This is a genomic window from Bacillus sp. 22475, from assembly GCF_052044835.1.
Lineage (GTDB): Bacteria > Bacillota > Bacilli > Bacillales > Bacillaceae_G > Bacillus_A > Bacillus_A cereus.
Genome location: NZ_JBQENW010000005.1, coordinates 1 through 15,174, shown reverse-complemented (window position 1 = coordinate 15,174; position 15,174 = coordinate 1). Strand labels below are relative to the sequence as shown.

Sequence of the window (15,174 nt, the reverse complement as noted above, 5' to 3'; positions counted from 1 at the left end):
TATCTTTTTTTTGCACAATGTTTGTAAAAGTTGTACCATTATAGACAAGGTAACTAACGTTGCTGTTCTTGTTTAATGAAAGGTGATTGCGAAGTTGAAAGATACATTTGTTGAAAAAGTAGATGACTTTGTAAAGCAGCATGATGTATTAAAGAATGATTCAACAATTGTTGTGGGAGTTTCTGGTGGTCCTGACTCGTTAGCCCTTTTATATTATTTATTAGAAAAAAGAGCGGAAAAACAGTTGGAAATTGTAGTAGCTCATGTGGATCATATGTTTAGAGGTGATGAATCTCATGAGGATTTACAGTTTGTGCAGGACCTTTGTGAAGAACTGGGAATTATTTGTGAAACGATAAGGATTAATGTATCACAATATCAACAGCAATATGGGATGAATGCACAGGTTGCTGCTAGAGAATGCAGATATGCATTTTTGGAAAGAATAATGAAGAAATATGATGCAAGATATGTTGCTCTTGGACATCATGGAGATGATCAAGTAGAGACGATTTTAATGCGTCTTGTAAGAGGGAGTACTCCGAAAGGATATGCAGGAATTGCAGTGAAGCGTCCTTTTCATAATGGATATTTAATTAGGCCGTTACTTGGGGTAACGAAGGAAGAAATTGTTGATTACTGTAATAAGCTAAATTTAATTCCACGTATAGATCCGAGTAATAAAAAGGAAGTATATACAAGGAATCGATTACGTAAATATGTCCTTCCTCACTTAAAAGAAGAAAATCCACAAATGCATGAGAAATTCCAAAAATTTAGCGTGCAGATGCAAGAGGATGAGGCTTATTTGCAGGAATTAGCTTTTGAGAAAATGAATAAAGTAATTACAAAAAAAAGTGATAAACAAATTAGCTTATCAATTCCTGCCTTTGAATCCATGTCTATGCCTTTACAAAGAAGAGGGATTCAACTAATATTAAACTATCTTTATGAATATAAGATTCCATCTTCTCTTTCTTCTATACATATTGACAAGGTGATTGAGTTTTTTAAGCGGACACAGCCTTCAGGTTCACTTGATTTTCCAGGTGATTTGAAAATTGTTCGCACATACGAGGAGTGTAGCTTTAGATTTAAACAAGAAACTTTCTCTCCTTTTTTGCAAGATTTATCAGTACCCGGGACCATTACACTATTGAACGGGGATGAATTTGTAACAGAGGTGAGCGAAGATATACCAAGTAACATGAATGAAACAGTATTTGTTGCTAAGTATAATGATATATCCTATCCACTTCGTATTCGTTCTAGGGAAAATGGAGATCGCATGTCAATACAAGGTATGGATGGCACGAAAAAGATAAAAGCTATTTTTATCGAAGCGAAAGTACCAAAAGAAAAAAGAGAAGAATGGCCGGTCGTTTGTGATGCAAGTGGGACCATTATTTGGGTACCCTTGTTGAAGCGATCTGCATTTGCAATTTCGAAAGAGATGGCAAAGAAGGGTAAATATATGATTATTCACTACAAAAGCAAGGAGTCTTCCGGGAGGATAATGAAATGATGAATCAAGATATCGAAAAAGTATTAATTTCTGAAGAACAAATACAAGAAAAGGTGCGCGAACTAGGTGCAGTTATTGCAGAGGATTATAAAAACACAGTACCTCTTGCAATTGGTGTATTAAAAGGCGCAATGCCATTTATGGCAGATTTATTAAAGAGAACAGATACATATCTTGAAATGGATTTTATGGCTGTATCTAGTTATGGTCACTCTACAGTTTCAACAGGCGAAGTGAAAATTTTAAAAGATCTTGATACTTCTGTAGAAGGGCGCGATATTTTAATCGTCGAAGATATTATTGATAGTGGTCTTACACTAAGCTACTTAGTAGACTTATTCAAATATCGTAAAGCGAAGTCTGTAAAAATTGTTACATTATTAGATAAGCCAACAGGCCGTAAGGTTGATCTGAAAGCGGATTATGTTGGATTTACTGTTCCACATGAATTTGTAGTAGGATATGGATTAGATTATAAAGAGCAGTACCGTAATCTTCCTTATGTAGGCGTATTAAAACCAAGCGTTTACTCAAATTAATTAAATACAGGCTTTACAATTGTATAGGAAAGTTTTTCTATGTTACGATTTACTATAGTGTTTATGCCGTGAGAGGAGGTTAGGAATGAATCGTATCTTCCGTAATACCATCTTTTATTTACTGATATTCTTAGTAGTAATTGGAATCGTGAGCTATTTTAATGGTTCGACACAAAAAACGACATCAGTTAGCTACGACAAATTCATTACTAAACTAGAAAGCGGTGAAGTGCGTAATGTGCAACTTCAACCGAAAAATGGTGTATTTGAGGTAAAAGGACAATTCAATAACTCTAGCCAAGGAGAACAATTTGTTACTTATGCACCAAATACTGAGGAATTACAAAAGAAAATCAATGATAAAGCGAAAGGTGCCGAAGTTAAGTATCAACCAGCAGAAGAAACAAGTGCTTGGGTAACATTCTTTACTTCAATCATTCCGTTTGTCATCATCTTCATTTTATTCTTCTTCTTATTAAACCAAGCTCAAGGCGGCGGTAGCCGTGTTATGAACTTCGGGAAAAGTAAGGCGAAGTTATATAATGATGAAAAGAAAAAAGTTCGTTTCAGAGATGTTGCTGGGGCGGATGAAGAGAAACAAGAACTTGTCGAGGTAGTTGAATTCTTAAAAGACCCTCGTAAGTTTTCTGAAGTTGGTGCCCGTATTCCGAAGGGTGTCCTATTAGTTGGACCTCCAGGTACAGGTAAAACTTTATTAGCACGTGCTGTTGCAGGTGAGGCTGGCGTTCCATTCTTCTCTATCAGTGGTTCTGACTTTGTAGAGATGTTTGTCGGTGTCGGTGCATCACGTGTACGTGATTTATTTGAAAATGCAAAGAAAAATGCTCCTTGTATCATTTTCATTGATGAAATTGATGCAGTAGGTCGTCAACGTGGCGCAGGTCTTGGTGGTGGTCATGATGAGCGTGAGCAAACATTGAACCAGTTACTTGTTGAAATGGATGGATTCGGTGCAAACGAAGGTATTATTATCATTGCTGCGACAAACCGTCCAGACATTCTTGACCCAGCGTTATTACGTCCAGGTCGTTTTGACCGTCAAATTACAGTAGATCGTCCAGATGTAAATGGCCGTGAAGCTGTACTGAAAGTACATGCGCGTAATAAACCGCTTGATGAGCATATTAATTTAAGAGCAATTGCGACTCGTACACCAGGATTCTCTGGTGCGGATCTTGAAAACTTATTAAACGAAGCTGCTTTAGTAGCTGCACGTCGAGATAAGAAGAAGATTGATATGAGTGATATCGATGAAGCAACGGATCGTGTTATTGCAGGTCCAGCTAAGAAAAGTCGTGTTATCTCTGAAAAAGAACGTAATATCGTTGCTTTCCATGAAGCAGGCCATACTGTAATTGGTGTTGTTCTTGATGAAGCTGATGTCGTTCATAAAGTAACAATTGTCCCTCGTGGTCAAGCTGGTGGATATGCGGTAATGCTTCCGAAGGAAGATCGTTACTTCATGACAAAGCCAGAGTTGCTTGATAAAATCACTGGTTTACTTGGTGGTCGAGTAGCTGAGGAGATTGTATTTGGTGAAGCAAGTACAGGCGCTCACAACGATTTCCAACGTGCAACTGGTATTGCAAGACGTATGGTTACGGAATTCGGTATGAGTGATAAGCTTGGACCGATGCAATTTGGTAGCTCACAAGGTGGTCAGGTATTCTTAGGAAGAGACTTCCATTCAGAACAAAACTACAGTGATGCAATCGCACATGAAATTGATGTGGAAATGCAAACAATTATTAAAGAATGTTATGCTCGTGCGAAACATATTCTTACTGAAAAACGAGATAAGCTTGATATTATCGCGAAAACGTTACTTGAAGTAGAAACATTAGACGCAGAGCAAATTAATCATTTATATGATTATGGCAGATTACCTGAGCGTCCAACATCTTCAGATGATGTGAAAGTAAACATCAATATGAAGAAAGACGATGAAGATAAAGAAGATAAGTAAGAAATGAAGGAGTGACTATCGTCACTCCTTTTTTGTTTGTTAAGATTTTTGTTAATTACTATTAAGAGCTTAGTGGATAAAGTAATTTAAGTAAAACTAGTATTAAAAATTGAAATAGAGAGCAATCTTTTTGTAAAATGATGAGGATAGGAAAGCTGATTATATAAGTATGTGTGATATGATGTTTTTATAAGTTTTATACATACTACACAAATATAGATTAAATAAGATAAGTGGTGAGAACATGATTTTTGTATTGGATGTAGGGAACACAAATGCTGTACTAGGCGTGTTTGAAGAGGGGGAACTTCGTCAGCATTGGCGCATGGAAACAGATCGTCATAAGACAGAAGATGAATATGGAATGCTTGTAAAACAGTTACTTGATCATGAGGGTCTTTCGTTTGAAGATGTGAAAGGTATTATTGTGTCTTCAGTCGTACCACCAATTATGTTCGCTTTAGAACGTATGTGTGAAAAATATTTTAAAATTAAACCGCTTGTAGTAGGGCCTGGAATAAAAACGGGGCTAAATATTAAATATGAAAATCCACGTGAAGTAGGCGCAGATCGAATTGTAAATGCAGTAGCAGGAATCCAATTGTATGGAAGTCCACTTATTATTGTTGATTTTGGTACGGCTACTACATATTGTTATATTAATGAAGAAAAGCATTATATGGGCGGAGTTATTACGCCAGGAATTATGATTTCAGCAGAGGCTTTATATAGTAGGGCAGCAAAACTTCCTCGTATTGAAATTACAAAACCGAGCAGTGTTGTTGGGAAGAATACAGTAAGTGCGATGCAATCAGGTATTCTGTATGGTTATGTAGGACAAGTGGAAGGTATTGTTAAGCGTATGAAAGAAGAAGCTAAACAAGAACCGAAAGTTATTGCAACAGGTGGATTGGCGAAATTAATTTCAGAAGAATCGAATGTAATTGATATTGTAGATCCATTTTTAACGTTAAAAGGCTTGTATATGTTATATGAGCGTAATGCAAATTTACAGCATGAGAAAGGTGAATAAATAAGTATGAAAGATTATTTAGTAAAAGCGTTAGCGTTTGATGGAGAAGTACGTGCGTATAGTGTACGTACAACAAATACAGTAAGTGAGGCGCAAAGACGTCATGATACATGGAGGACAGCTTCGGCGGCACTTGGTCGTTCTTTAACTGCAGGTACAATGATGGGTGCGATGTTAAAAGGTGATCAAAAGTTAACGATTAAGGTAGAAGGTAATGGTCCGATTGGCCCTATCTTAGTGGATGCTCATGCAAATGGGGATGTACGTGGCTACGTAACGAATCCACATGTTGATTTTGAAGGAACGGAACAAGGGAAATTACGTGTATATCAAGCGGTAGGTACAGAAGGGTTTGTAACAGTAATTAAAGATATTGGTATGCGTGAGCCGTTTATCGGTCAATCTCCAATCGTTTCGGGAGAACTAGGGGAAGATTTCACGTATTATTTCGCAGTTTCTGAGCAGACGCCTTCTTCTGTTGGTGTCGGTGTACTTGTAAATGGAGATGACAGCGTATTAGCGGCGGGTGGATTTATCCTTCAAATTATGCCGGGCGCACAGGAAGAAACAATTTCATTCATTGAAGATCGTTTGCAAAAAATCCCGCCTGTATCAACATTGATCGAACAAGGTCTTTCTCCAGAAGAGCTACTATATGCAGTCCTTGGAGAAGATAAAGTAAAAGTATTAGAAACAATGGATGTTCAATTTAATTGTACGTGCTCACGTGAACGTATTGAGAGTGTGTTAATTAGTTTAGGTAAAACAGAGTTAGAGCAAATTCGTGAAGAAGAAGAAGAAACAGAAGTTCATTGTCATTTCTGTAATGAACGATACAAGTTCTCTAAAGAAGATATTACAAATTTAATTGAGAATTTGTAATAAGGGGATTAACCCTCCGAATAGATTGACAAACAGGGAATTTTCTGACAAAATCTAAATATAGATAAAACCAATAAAAATACTCGGTGTTAGGAGTGACAGGAATGCGAGTGGCACAATCAGTTTCAGAATTAATCGGGAAAACGCCGATCGTTAAGTTGAACCGCATCGTAGAATCAGACAGCGCAGATATATACTTAAAACTAGAATTTATGAATCCAGGGAGTAGCGTTAAAGATCGTATTGCACTAGCTATGATTGAAGATGCTGAAAAAAAGGGATTGTTAAAAGAGGGCGATACAATCATTGAGCCAACAAGTGGTAACACAGGGATTGGTTTAGCGATGGTAGCGGCTGCTAAAGGATATAATGCAATTTTAGTAATGCCAGAAACAATGAGTATTGAGCGTCGTAATTTATTACGTGCTTACGGTGCTGAATTAGTATTGACTCCAGGTCCTGAAGGGATGGGTGGAGCAATTCGTAAAGCGACTGAATTAGCGAAAGAGCATGGCTACTTTATACCACAACAGTTCAAAAACCAATCGAATCCAGAAATTCACCGTTTAACAACAGGTCCAGAAATTATTGAACAAATGGGCGACCAATTAGATGCGTTTATTGCAGGTATTGGTACAGGTGGAACGATTACTGGTGCTGGTGAAGTGCTGAAGGAAGCGTATAAAGATATTAAAATTTATGCAGTAGAACCTGCAGATTCACCAGTATTATCTGGTGGGAAACCAGGTCCACATAAAATCCAAGGAATTGGGGCGGGATTTGTTCCGGAGACGTTGGATGTAGAAGTATATGATGAAATTATTCAAGTGAAAACAGAGCAAGCATTTGAATATGCGAGAAGAGTGGCTAAAGAGGAAGGTATTTTAGTTGGTATCTCTTCAGGCGCAGTTATTTATGCAGCAACAGAAGTTGCGAAAAAGTTAGGTAAAGGGAAAAAGGTACTTGTTATTATCCCGAGTAACGGTGAACGTTATTTAAGTACACCACTTTATCAATTTGAATCATAATTAAATGCGATTGAAAAAGCATCCTTGAAAAAGGATGCTTTTTCTTTTTGGATTGGAAATAGGAAAAGAGTGAATGACTAGAAAACTTCATGTAAAATAAGAGGTAGTATAATTAAATTATTTTCACTAGCCTTCGAGTATAATCAATCTCTATATAAATAACTTATGTAGTTGGAGCTGGTTCATCTAAGAGGGTGGGATAAAAGAAGACGGGGTGTTGATATGCAACGAAGAAAATCTTTAGCGCTTTCTATTCCATATCAGTTAGATTTCTTTAAGCAATATAAATTTCTTTCTCAGGATAAGCCGCAACATATTTTGCTGGAAAGTGGACGTGGCGGTCGTTATAACATAGTGGGTTTAAACCCGGTAGCGGTAATCCAAGGGAAGGGTGAAAAGTTACATATAAGTGAAAGTGGTAAGGAAACAATAAAAAGAGGGAATCCATTAGATTTAATGCAAGAATATATGGAGAAATGGAAAACAGACTACAATCCAGAGTACCCGCCTTTTCAAGGTGGTGCAATTGGCTACTTTAGTTATGATTGTATCCGTTATATCGAAAAACTCCCTTCTCTTGCAGAGGATGATCTGAATATACCCGATATATACTTTTTATTATTTGACGATGTGTTTGTCTATGATCAAAAAGAAAAGGTATTGTGGATTATTACACATTATGTAGATAAGCATGCAGAAGCGGAAGAACGTTTAAATGAATGGAAGGATCTTTGGGTGGCAGAAGTGCCTGAAGTGACTATGCCGTTTGAACGTCCTAAAAAGAAAAATGAAGCGGTTGCCTTTACAGAAACAGGCTTTATGAAGGCAGTTGAATGTATTCAAGAATATATTGGGGCGGGTGATGTGTTCCAAGTAAACTTGTCGACGAGACAAGAAAGAACTTTACAAACGCATCCACTAGAAATTTATACAAGTCTTCGTGAAATTAATCCATCTCCATATATGGGTTACCTGGAGCTTGGGGATTTTCAAATTGTTAGTGGATCGCCAGAGTTGTTAATTAAGAAACAAGGAACTGAAGTAAGTACAAGACCAATTGCTGGAACGAGATCTAGAGGCGCGGATGAGCAAGAGGATGAAGAATTAGCAAGAGAATTAATTGAGAACGAAAAAGAAAGAGCAGAGCATGTAATGCTTGTGGATTTAGAAAGAAATGATTTAGGGCGTGTTTGTAAATATGGCACTGTAGAAGTAGATGAATTTATGGTAATTGAGAAATACTCACATGTTATGCATATTGTTTCTAATGTGCGTGGTGAGGTGAAAGAAGATAAAGATGCTTTTGATTTAGTGAAGGCTGTATTCCCTGGTGGAACAATTACTGGTGCCCCGAAAATACGTACAATGGAAATTATTGAGGAATTAGAACCTGTTCGCCGAGGGATTTATACAGGTTCAATCGGTTGGATTGGTTATTCTGGAGATACAGAATTGAATATTGTAATTAGAACACTTCTTGCTAAAGATGGAAAAGCTCATGTACAAGCGGGGGCGGGAATTGTAATTGATTCAAATCCGGAAAATGAATATAAAGAGTCGTTAAAAAAGGCGATTGCTTTATGGCGTGCAAAAGAACGTAGCGAAGAAACGGTTAGGTGAGAGAAATGATATTAATGATTGATAATTATGATTCTTTTACATTTAATTTAGTGCAGTTTCTTGGAGAACTTGGACAAGAGCTCGTTGTTAAACGTAACGATGAAGTGACGATTTCAGATATTGAGAATATGAAACCAGATTTTCTAATGATTTCTCCAGGTCCATGTAGTCCTAATGAAGCGGGGATTAGTATGGAAGTTATTAAATACTTCGCGGGGAAGATTCCGATTTTTGGAGTTTGTTTAGGGCATCAATCTATTGCACAAGTGTTTGGTGGAGAGGTTGTCCGTGCAGAGCGATTAATGCATGGGAAAACTTCGCTTATGCATCATGATGGAAAGACGGTTTTTTCGGATATTCCTAATCCGTTTACTGCGACGCGCTATCATTCCCTTATTGTTAAGAAAGAGACGTTACCAGATTGCTTAGAGGTAACATCTTGGACGGAGGAAGGGGAAATTATGGCACTTCGTCATAAGACATTGCCGATAGAGGGTGTGCAATTCCATCCGGAATCTATTATGACTTCTCATGGGAAAGAGTTATTGCAGAATTTCATTCGTAAATACAGTCCAAGTGCGACATTATGTTAATTTACGTAAATGGTCAGTATGTAGAAGCAAGTGAAGCGAGAATTTCTCCTTATGATCATGGTTATTTATATGGTCTTGGAGTTTTTGAAACGTTTCGTATTTATAATGGTCATCCTTTCTTATTGGATGATCATTATGACCGTTTAATAGAGGCGCTGGATACATTGCAAATTAAATGGACAATGACAAAAAATGATGTGATGCTTATTTTGAAAGATTTACTCGCTAAGAATGAATTGAAGCATGCATATATACGTTTTAATGTATCGGCGGGTATAGATGAAATAGGATTACAAACGGAAATATACGAAGAGCCTTCGGTTATTGTTTTTATAAAACCTTTAACAGCTCCAGAAGATGTAGTAGAAAAAGAAGGTGTTATTTTAAAACAAGTGCGAAATACACCGGAAGGGACATTTCGCCTGAAGTCTCATCACTATTTAAATAATATTTTAGGGAAGCGTGAAATTGGAAATGTTGTGAGCAAGGAAGGTATTTTCCTTACTGAAGCAGGTTATGTTGCAGAGGGTATTGTTTCGAATCTATTTTTTGTGAAAGGTGATGTTTTATATACACCTTCGTTAGAGACAGGGATTTTAAATGGTATCACTCGTGCGTTTATTATAAAGAGTGCTGAAGAATTAAATATAGAAGTAAAGGAAGGTTTCTTTACAAAAGATGAGCTGCTTTCAGCAGATGAAGTCTTCGTAACAAACTCCATTCAAGAAATTGTTCCGCTTTATCGTATAGAAGCGCAGGATTTCCCGGGTAAAGTAGGAGTGGTTACAAAAAGTTTAATGTACCTTTATGGAATGCAAAGAGAGAAATTATGGAGCAGAAATGAATTACGAAGAGGAGATGTGTAGTTTGAAGTGGGATTATGATTTACGCTGCGGCGAATATACATTGAATTTAAATGAAAAGACATTAATTATGGGGATTTTAAATGTAACACCAGATTCGTTTTCTGATGGTGGGAGTTACAACGAGGTAGATGCTGCGGTACGTCACGCAAAAGAAATGCAAGGTGAAGGTGCTCATATTATTGATATTGGTGGCGAATCTACTCGCCCAGGTTTTGCTAAAGTATCAGTAGAAGAAGAAATAAAGCGAGTTGTCCCGATGATTCAAGCAGTTTCAAAAGAAGTAAAATTGCCTATATCTATCGATACATATAAAGCTGAAGTTGCAAAGCAAGCAATTGAGGCTGGTGCTCATATTATTAATGATATTTGGGGAGCGAAGGCGGAGCCGAAAATTGCTGAAGTCGCAGCCCATTATGATGTACCCATCATTTTAATGCATAACCGCGATAATATGAATTATCGTAATTTAATGGCGGATATGATTGCTGATTTGTATGACAGTATTAAAATTGCTAAAAATGCTGGTGTTCGAGATGAGAATATTATTTTAGATCCAGGTATCGGTTTTGCTAAAACACCTGAGCAGAACTTAGAGGCGATGCGTAATTTAGAACAGTTAAATGTGCTAGGTTATCCGGTTCTCTTAGGTACTTCGAGAAAGTCCTTTATTGGGCACGTATTAGATTTGCCAGTGGAGGAACGCCTTGAGGGAACAGGAGCTACTGTTTGTCTTGGTATTGAAAAGGGCTGTGAGTTTGTTCGTGTCCATGATGTGAAAGAAATGGCGCGTATGGCTAAAATGATGGATGCGATGATTGGTAAGGGGGTAAGGTAATTGGATAAAATTTATATCCATGATATGGAGTTTTATGGTTATCATGGTGTGTTCCCAGAGGAGAATAAATTAGGTCAGAGATTTAAAGTTGACTTAACGGTGGAGTTGGATTTAAAGCGTGCAGGGGAAAGTGATGACTTAGAGCATTCGGTCAATTATGGAGAGCTTTTCGAATTATGTAGAAAAGTTGTTGAGGATAGAAAGTATAAGCTTGTGGAGAGTATCGCTGAAAATATTGCTGCAGATATATTAAAACAATATGAAAGTATTTCACGCTGTACAATTAAGGTAATTAAGCCGGATCCACCGATACCGGGTCATTATCGTGCTGTAGCAGTAGAAATTACGAGAGAACGTCCATGAATAATATAGCTTACATTGCATTAGGGTCAAATATTGGAGAGCGTTATACGTATCTAACTGAAGCGATTCAGTTTCTAAATAAAAATCCTTATATTCAGGTTGATGATATTTCATCTGTATATGAAACTGAGCCAGTTGGCTATACTGACCAAAGTTGCTTTTTAAATTTAGTTATAAAAATTTCTACCAATTTATCACCACAAGAATTATTGAAAGTAACACAAAAAGTAGAAAATGACCTAGGAAGAAAAAGGGAAATTAGGTGGGGGCCGAGGACTATCGACCTTGACATTTTACTTTATAATCAAGAGAATATTGAAGCAGAGAATCTTATTGTTCCGCATCCGCGGATGTTTGAAAGAGCTTTTGTTATCGTTCCGTTGTTAGAGATTAATCAAGGCATAAAACAAAACATTTCACGTTCACAAGTAGAAGAAATGAAAAGGCGAGAGGGAGTAACGGTATGGAAGCAGAAAAATGGGGAAGACGCATTCGTGCTTTTCGAAAGCTAAAAGGCTATACACAAGAAGGTTTTGCTAAAGAACTAGGGGTATCTGTATCTGTTTTAGGTGAGGTTGAGAGAGGGAATAGATCGCCTTCTCAAGATTTTGTAGTAGAAGTTGCTAAGGCATTAAATGTTTCGATAGATGAATTAATGCCAAAGTGATTGTACAGGAAGGAGTAGGTTGATTGTTAAAGATTGCAAATATTGAGATGAAAAATCCGGTTGTATTAGCACCGATGGCGGGAGTGTGTAACTCTGCATTCCGTTTAACAGTGAAAGAATTTGGTGCAGGTTTAGTTTGTGCTGAAATGGTAAGTGATAAGGCAATATTACTGAATAACAAAAGAACATTAGATATGTTATATATCGATGAGAGAGAAAAACCATTAAGTTTACAAATTTTCGGTGGAGAGAAAAAAACGCTTGTAGATGCTGCGAAATACGTAGATAAATATACGACAGCAGACATTATTGATATTAATATGGGTTGCCCAGTACCGAAAATCGTTAAATGTGATGCGGGGGCAAGGTGGCTTTTAGATCCAAATAAAATATACGAAATGGTAGCAGCGGTTGTAGATGCTGTTGAAAAGCCGGTTACGGTTAAAATGCGTATCGGTTGGGATGAAGAACATATTTTCGCAATAGAAAATGCTAGAGCTGTTGAGCGTGCTGGTGGACAAGCTGTGGCGGTTCACGGACGTACGCGAGTGCAAATGTATGAAGGGAAAGCGGATTGGGATATCATTAAACAAGTAAAGCAAGCTGTGAATATCCCGGTTATCGGAAATGGTGATGTCGAAACACCGCAAGATGCGAAGCGTATGCTTGATGAGATTGGTGTAGATGGTGTTATGATTGGTCGTGCAGCTCTTGGGGATCCATGGATGATTTATCGTACGGTAAAGTATTTAGAGACAGGTGAATTAATGCCGGAACCAACAGTCCGTGAGAAAATTGATGTATGTATGTTGCATCTAGATCGTCTTATCGATTTAAAGAACGAAAATGTTGCTGTAAGAGAGATGAGAAAGCATGCGGCTTGGTATTTAAAAGGTGTTCGTGGTAATGCGAGTGTGCGTAATGGCATCAATACTTGCAACACGCGTGAAGACCTTGCGAATGTATTAGGTGCATTTGTAGAAGAAGTAGAGGCGAAACAACAAACAATTCACGTTGGTTAATAAGGAGGAAGGAGAAGATTGACATTCTTCTACGCACTTCCTATAATTACGTGAAAGAAAGAAGAACTGCCAGTTAGTTGCTGGCAGTTTTTCTAGTTGAGTAGAAAATGCTATACTGTATATATTGTAAAAATTAATAGAGCTGGAGTGATATCAATATCATGGATAACATGAACCACGAAGAATTAAACGACCAATTGCTTGTTCGTCGTGAAAAGCTACATAATTTACGTGAGCAAGGAATCGATCCGTTCGGTAAACGATTTGAACGCACAAATTCAACAACCGACTTAGTAAGTCTATATGGAGAATTCTCTAAAGAAGAATTAGAAGAGAAAGAAATCACGGTTTCTATCGCTGGTCGTATTATGACAAAACGCGGTAAAGGAAAAGCTGGATTCGCGCACATTCAAGATTTACACGGCCAAGTTCAAATTTACGTTCGTAAAGATACTGTTGGAGATGAAGAGTACGAGTTATTTACGACAGCAGATTTAGGTGACTTAGTAGGTATTGAAGGTAAAGTGTTCAAAACAAACGTTGGAGAACTTTCAGTAAAAGCAACAGGATTTACGCTTTTAACGAAATCTCTTCGTCCATTACCGGATAAATACCATGGATTAAAAGATGTTGAACAACGATACCGTCAACGTTACTTAGACTTAATTACAAGTATGGAAAGTCGTGAAACATTTGTTACTCGTAGTAAAATCATTCGTGAAATGAGAAGATATTTAGATGACAACGGTTATCTTGAAGTAGAAACGCCTATGATGCACGCGATTGCGGGTGGAGCATCTGCTCGTCCTTTCACTACGCATCATAATGCGTTAGATATGGAATTATATATGCGTATCGCAATTGAACTTCATTTAAAACGTCTTATTGTGGGCGGATTAGAAAAAGTTTATGAGATCGGCCGTGTATTCCGTAATGAGGGTGTATCAACTCGTCATAACCCTGAGTTTACGATGATTGAATTATATGAAGCGTACGCTGATTATAATGATATTATGAAACTAACAGAAAATATGGTTGCTCATATTGCGAAAAAAGTATTGGGTACAACAACGATCCAATATGGTGATTATGAAATTAATCTAGAACCAGAATGGACACGTCTTCATATGGTAGATGCAATTAAGCAACACTCTGGAGCGGATTTCTGGACTCCGATGAGTGTAGAAGAAGCGCGTGAGCTTGCAAAAGAACATAATGTAGAAATTAAGGATACAATGGAAGTTGGTCATATCATTAATGAGTTCTTCGAGCAAAAAGTAGAAGATAAATTAATCCAACCAACATTTATTTACGGTCATCCGGTAGAAATTTCGCCACTTGCGAAAAAGAATGACGAAGATCCACGATTCACAGATCGTTTCGAGTTATTTATCGTTGCACGTGAACATGCAAATGCATTCACTGAGTTAAACGACCCAATTGATCAAAAAGAACGTTTTGAAGCTCAATTAAAAGAGCGTGAGCAAGGTAATGACGAAGCTCACATGATGGATGATGATTATATCGAAGCTCTTGAATACGGTATGCCTCCTACGGGCGGATTAGGAATCGGTATTGATCGTTTAGTTATGTTATTAACAAATGCACCATCTATTCGTGATGTATTATTATTCCCTGCTATGCGCCATAAACAAGACTAAGCTTTGGAGATTTCTCCAAAGCTTTTTTATTTGAGTATGAGTTGTGTGGGTATAATAGATCTTGATGGTGCGAGAAATTATATTTATATAGAAGAAATGTGCTGTTTTTATACTTTTTTACTAAGTTAAAAATTTTATTAGAAAAACTATTGCATTTTAATAATCAAACTGGTATATTTATATTCGTTGCCACGAAAGGTAACAAGCAAAACAAACGAAAAACAACTTATTGAAAAAAGTTGTTGACGAAAATATAACAAAATGTTATATTGATAAAGTCGCTTCTGAGCGACAATGTAGTTCTTTGAAAACTGAACGAAACAAACAACGTGAAACGTCAATTTTTATTTTTAGATGCTAGACAAACTAACTTTATTGGAGAGTTTGATCCTGGCTCAGGATGAACGCTGGCGGCGTGCCTAATACATGCAAGTCGAGCGAATGGATTAAGAGCTTGCTCTTATGAAGTTAGCGGCGGACGGGTGAGTAACACGTGGGTAACCTGCCCATAAGACTGGGATAACTCCGGGAAACCGGGGCTAATACCGGATAA

General features: G+C 37.4%; 15 protein-coding genes and 1 rRNA gene. All 16 read left to right on the top strand.

All coding sequences use genetic code 11. The annotated features are described in order from the left end of the window. Positions 1-94: 94 nt before the first annotated feature. Positions 95-1,525, top strand: coding sequence for a tRNA lysidine(34) synthetase TilS (gene tilS, locus ACTJJY_RS10185; RefSeq protein WP_440605453.1), 1,431 nt, complete (start codon positions 95-97; stop codon positions 1,523-1,525). Next, positions 1,522-2,064, top strand: coding sequence for a hypoxanthine phosphoribosyltransferase (hpt, locus tag ACTJJY_RS10180; RefSeq protein ID WP_000981846.1), 543 nt, complete (start codon positions 1,522-1,524; stop codon positions 2,062-2,064). Before tilS ends, hpt begins: the two co-directional genes overlap by 4 nt. A gap of 85 nt (positions 2,065-2,149) precedes the next feature. Continuing rightward, on the top strand, positions 2,150-4,051 hold the full coding sequence (gene ftsH, locus ACTJJY_RS10175; protein WP_001079669.1) for an ATP-dependent zinc metalloprotease FtsH: 1,902 nt from the start codon (positions 2,150-2,152) through the stop codon (positions 4,049-4,051). Between the two features lie 244 nt (positions 4,052-4,295). Continuing rightward, the gene (locus ACTJJY_RS10170) at positions 4,296-5,084 is read left to right on the top strand and encodes a type III pantothenate kinase (protein ID WP_000578365.1); all 789 of its coding nucleotides are present in this window, start codon (positions 4,296-4,298) and stop codon (positions 5,082-5,084) included. Positions 5,085-5,090: 6 nt separating this feature from the next. Next, the gene (gene hslO / locus ACTJJY_RS10165) at positions 5,091-5,966 is read left to right on the top strand and encodes a redox-regulated molecular chaperone HslO (protein WP_000656367.1); all 876 of its coding nucleotides are present in this window, start codon (positions 5,091-5,093) and stop codon (positions 5,964-5,966) included. 104 nt (positions 5,967-6,070) lie between these two features. Continuing rightward, a complete protein-coding gene (gene cysK, locus ACTJJY_RS10160) occupies positions 6,071-6,994 on the top strand; it encodes a cysteine synthase A (protein ID WP_001261712.1) in 924 nt (307 codons plus the stop codon). Between the two features lie 222 nt (positions 6,995-7,216). Next, complete coding sequence (gene pabB, locus ACTJJY_RS10155) at positions 7,217-8,614, top strand: aminodeoxychorismate synthase component I (protein ID WP_440605452.1); 1,398 nt, start codon at positions 7,217-7,219, stop codon at positions 8,612-8,614. A gap of 5 nt (positions 8,615-8,619) precedes the next feature. Then, positions 8,620-9,207 carry an aminodeoxychorismate/anthranilate synthase component II gene (gene pabA / locus ACTJJY_RS10150; protein ID WP_440605451.1) on the top strand — a complete coding sequence of 196 codons (588 nt, stop codon included), beginning with the start codon at positions 8,620-8,622 and terminating at the stop codon, positions 9,205-9,207. Further along, positions 9,201-10,073: an aminodeoxychorismate lyase gene (gene pabC, locus ACTJJY_RS10145; protein ID WP_440605450.1), complete on the top strand. Its 873-nt coding sequence runs from the start codon at positions 9,201-9,203 to the stop codon at positions 10,071-10,073. Before pabA ends, pabC begins: the two co-directional genes overlap by 7 nt. Next, positions 10,048-10,908, top strand: a complete 861-nt coding sequence (folP, locus tag ACTJJY_RS10140) for a dihydropteroate synthase (protein WP_002103948.1) — start codon at positions 10,048-10,050, stop codon at positions 10,906-10,908. Before pabC ends, folP begins: the two co-directional genes overlap by 26 nt. Beyond that, positions 10,909-11,271, top strand: a complete 363-nt coding sequence (folB, locus tag ACTJJY_RS10135; protein WP_000358062.1) for a dihydroneopterin aldolase — start codon at positions 10,909-10,911, stop codon at positions 11,269-11,271. Continuing rightward, positions 11,268-11,783, top strand: coding sequence for a 2-amino-4-hydroxy-6-hydroxymethyldihydropteridine diphosphokinase (folK, locus tag ACTJJY_RS10130; protein WP_440605449.1), 516 nt, complete (start codon positions 11,268-11,270; stop codon positions 11,781-11,783). The genes folB and folK overlap by 4 nt, the downstream gene beginning before the upstream one ends. Continuing rightward, entirely contained in the window at positions 11,735-11,938 is a 204-nt protein-coding gene (locus ACTJJY_RS10125) for a helix-turn-helix domain-containing protein (protein ID WP_000387030.1), read from the top strand. The genes folK and ACTJJY_RS10125 overlap by 49 nt, the downstream gene beginning before the upstream one ends. A 23-nt stretch (positions 11,939-11,961) precedes the next feature. Continuing rightward, complete coding sequence (gene dusB / locus ACTJJY_RS10120; protein WP_440605448.1) at positions 11,962-12,960, top strand: tRNA dihydrouridine synthase DusB; 999 nt, start codon at positions 11,962-11,964, stop codon at positions 12,958-12,960. Positions 12,961-13,121: 161 nt separating this feature from the next. After that, the gene (gene lysS / locus ACTJJY_RS10115; RefSeq protein WP_000369686.1) at positions 13,122-14,621 is read left to right on the top strand and encodes a lysine--tRNA ligase; all 1,500 of its coding nucleotides are present in this window, start codon (positions 13,122-13,124) and stop codon (positions 14,619-14,621) included. A gap of 372 nt (positions 14,622-14,993) precedes the next feature. Further along, a 16S ribosomal RNA gene (locus tag ACTJJY_RS10110) occupies positions 14,994-15,174 on the top strand; the annotation flags it as partial.

What these genes read in the sequence shown, in the direction of transcription:
- hpt (WP_000981846.1), top strand. Translation starts at nt 1,522, where the DNA reads ATGATGAATCAAGATATCGAAAAAGTATTAATTTCTGAAGAACAAATA.
- ftsH (WP_001079669.1), top strand. Translation starts at nt 2,150, where the DNA reads ATGAATCGTATCTTCCGTAATACCATCTTTTATTTACTGATATTCTTA.
- ACTJJY_RS10170 (WP_000578365.1), top strand. Translation starts at nt 4,296, where the DNA reads ATGATTTTTGTATTGGATGTAGGGAACACAAATGCTGTACTAGGCGTG.
- hslO (WP_000656367.1), top strand. Translation starts at nt 5,091, where the DNA reads ATGAAAGATTATTTAGTAAAAGCGTTAGCGTTTGATGGAGAAGTACGT.
- cysK (WP_001261712.1), top strand. Translation starts at nt 6,071, where the DNA reads ATGCGAGTGGCACAATCAGTTTCAGAATTAATCGGGAAAACGCCGATC.
- pabB (WP_440605452.1), top strand. Translation starts at nt 7,217, where the DNA reads ATGCAACGAAGAAAATCTTTAGCGCTTTCTATTCCATATCAGTTAGAT.
- pabA (WP_440605451.1), top strand. Translation starts at nt 8,620, where the DNA reads ATGATATTAATGATTGATAATTATGATTCTTTTACATTTAATTTAGTG.
- pabC (WP_440605450.1), top strand. Translation starts at nt 9,201, where the DNA reads ATGTTAATTTACGTAAATGGTCAGTATGTAGAAGCAAGTGAAGCGAGA.
- folP (WP_002103948.1), top strand. Translation starts at nt 10,048, where the DNA reads ATGAATTACGAAGAGGAGATGTGTAGTTTGAAGTGGGATTATGATTTA.
- folK (WP_440605449.1), top strand. Translation starts at nt 11,268, where the DNA reads ATGAATAATATAGCTTACATTGCATTAGGGTCAAATATTGGAGAGCGT.
- ACTJJY_RS10125 (WP_000387030.1), top strand. Translation starts at nt 11,735, where the DNA reads ATGGAAGCAGAAAAATGGGGAAGACGCATTCGTGCTTTTCGAAAGCTA.
- lysS (WP_000369686.1), top strand. Translation starts at nt 13,122, where the DNA reads ATGGATAACATGAACCACGAAGAATTAAACGACCAATTGCTTGTTCGT.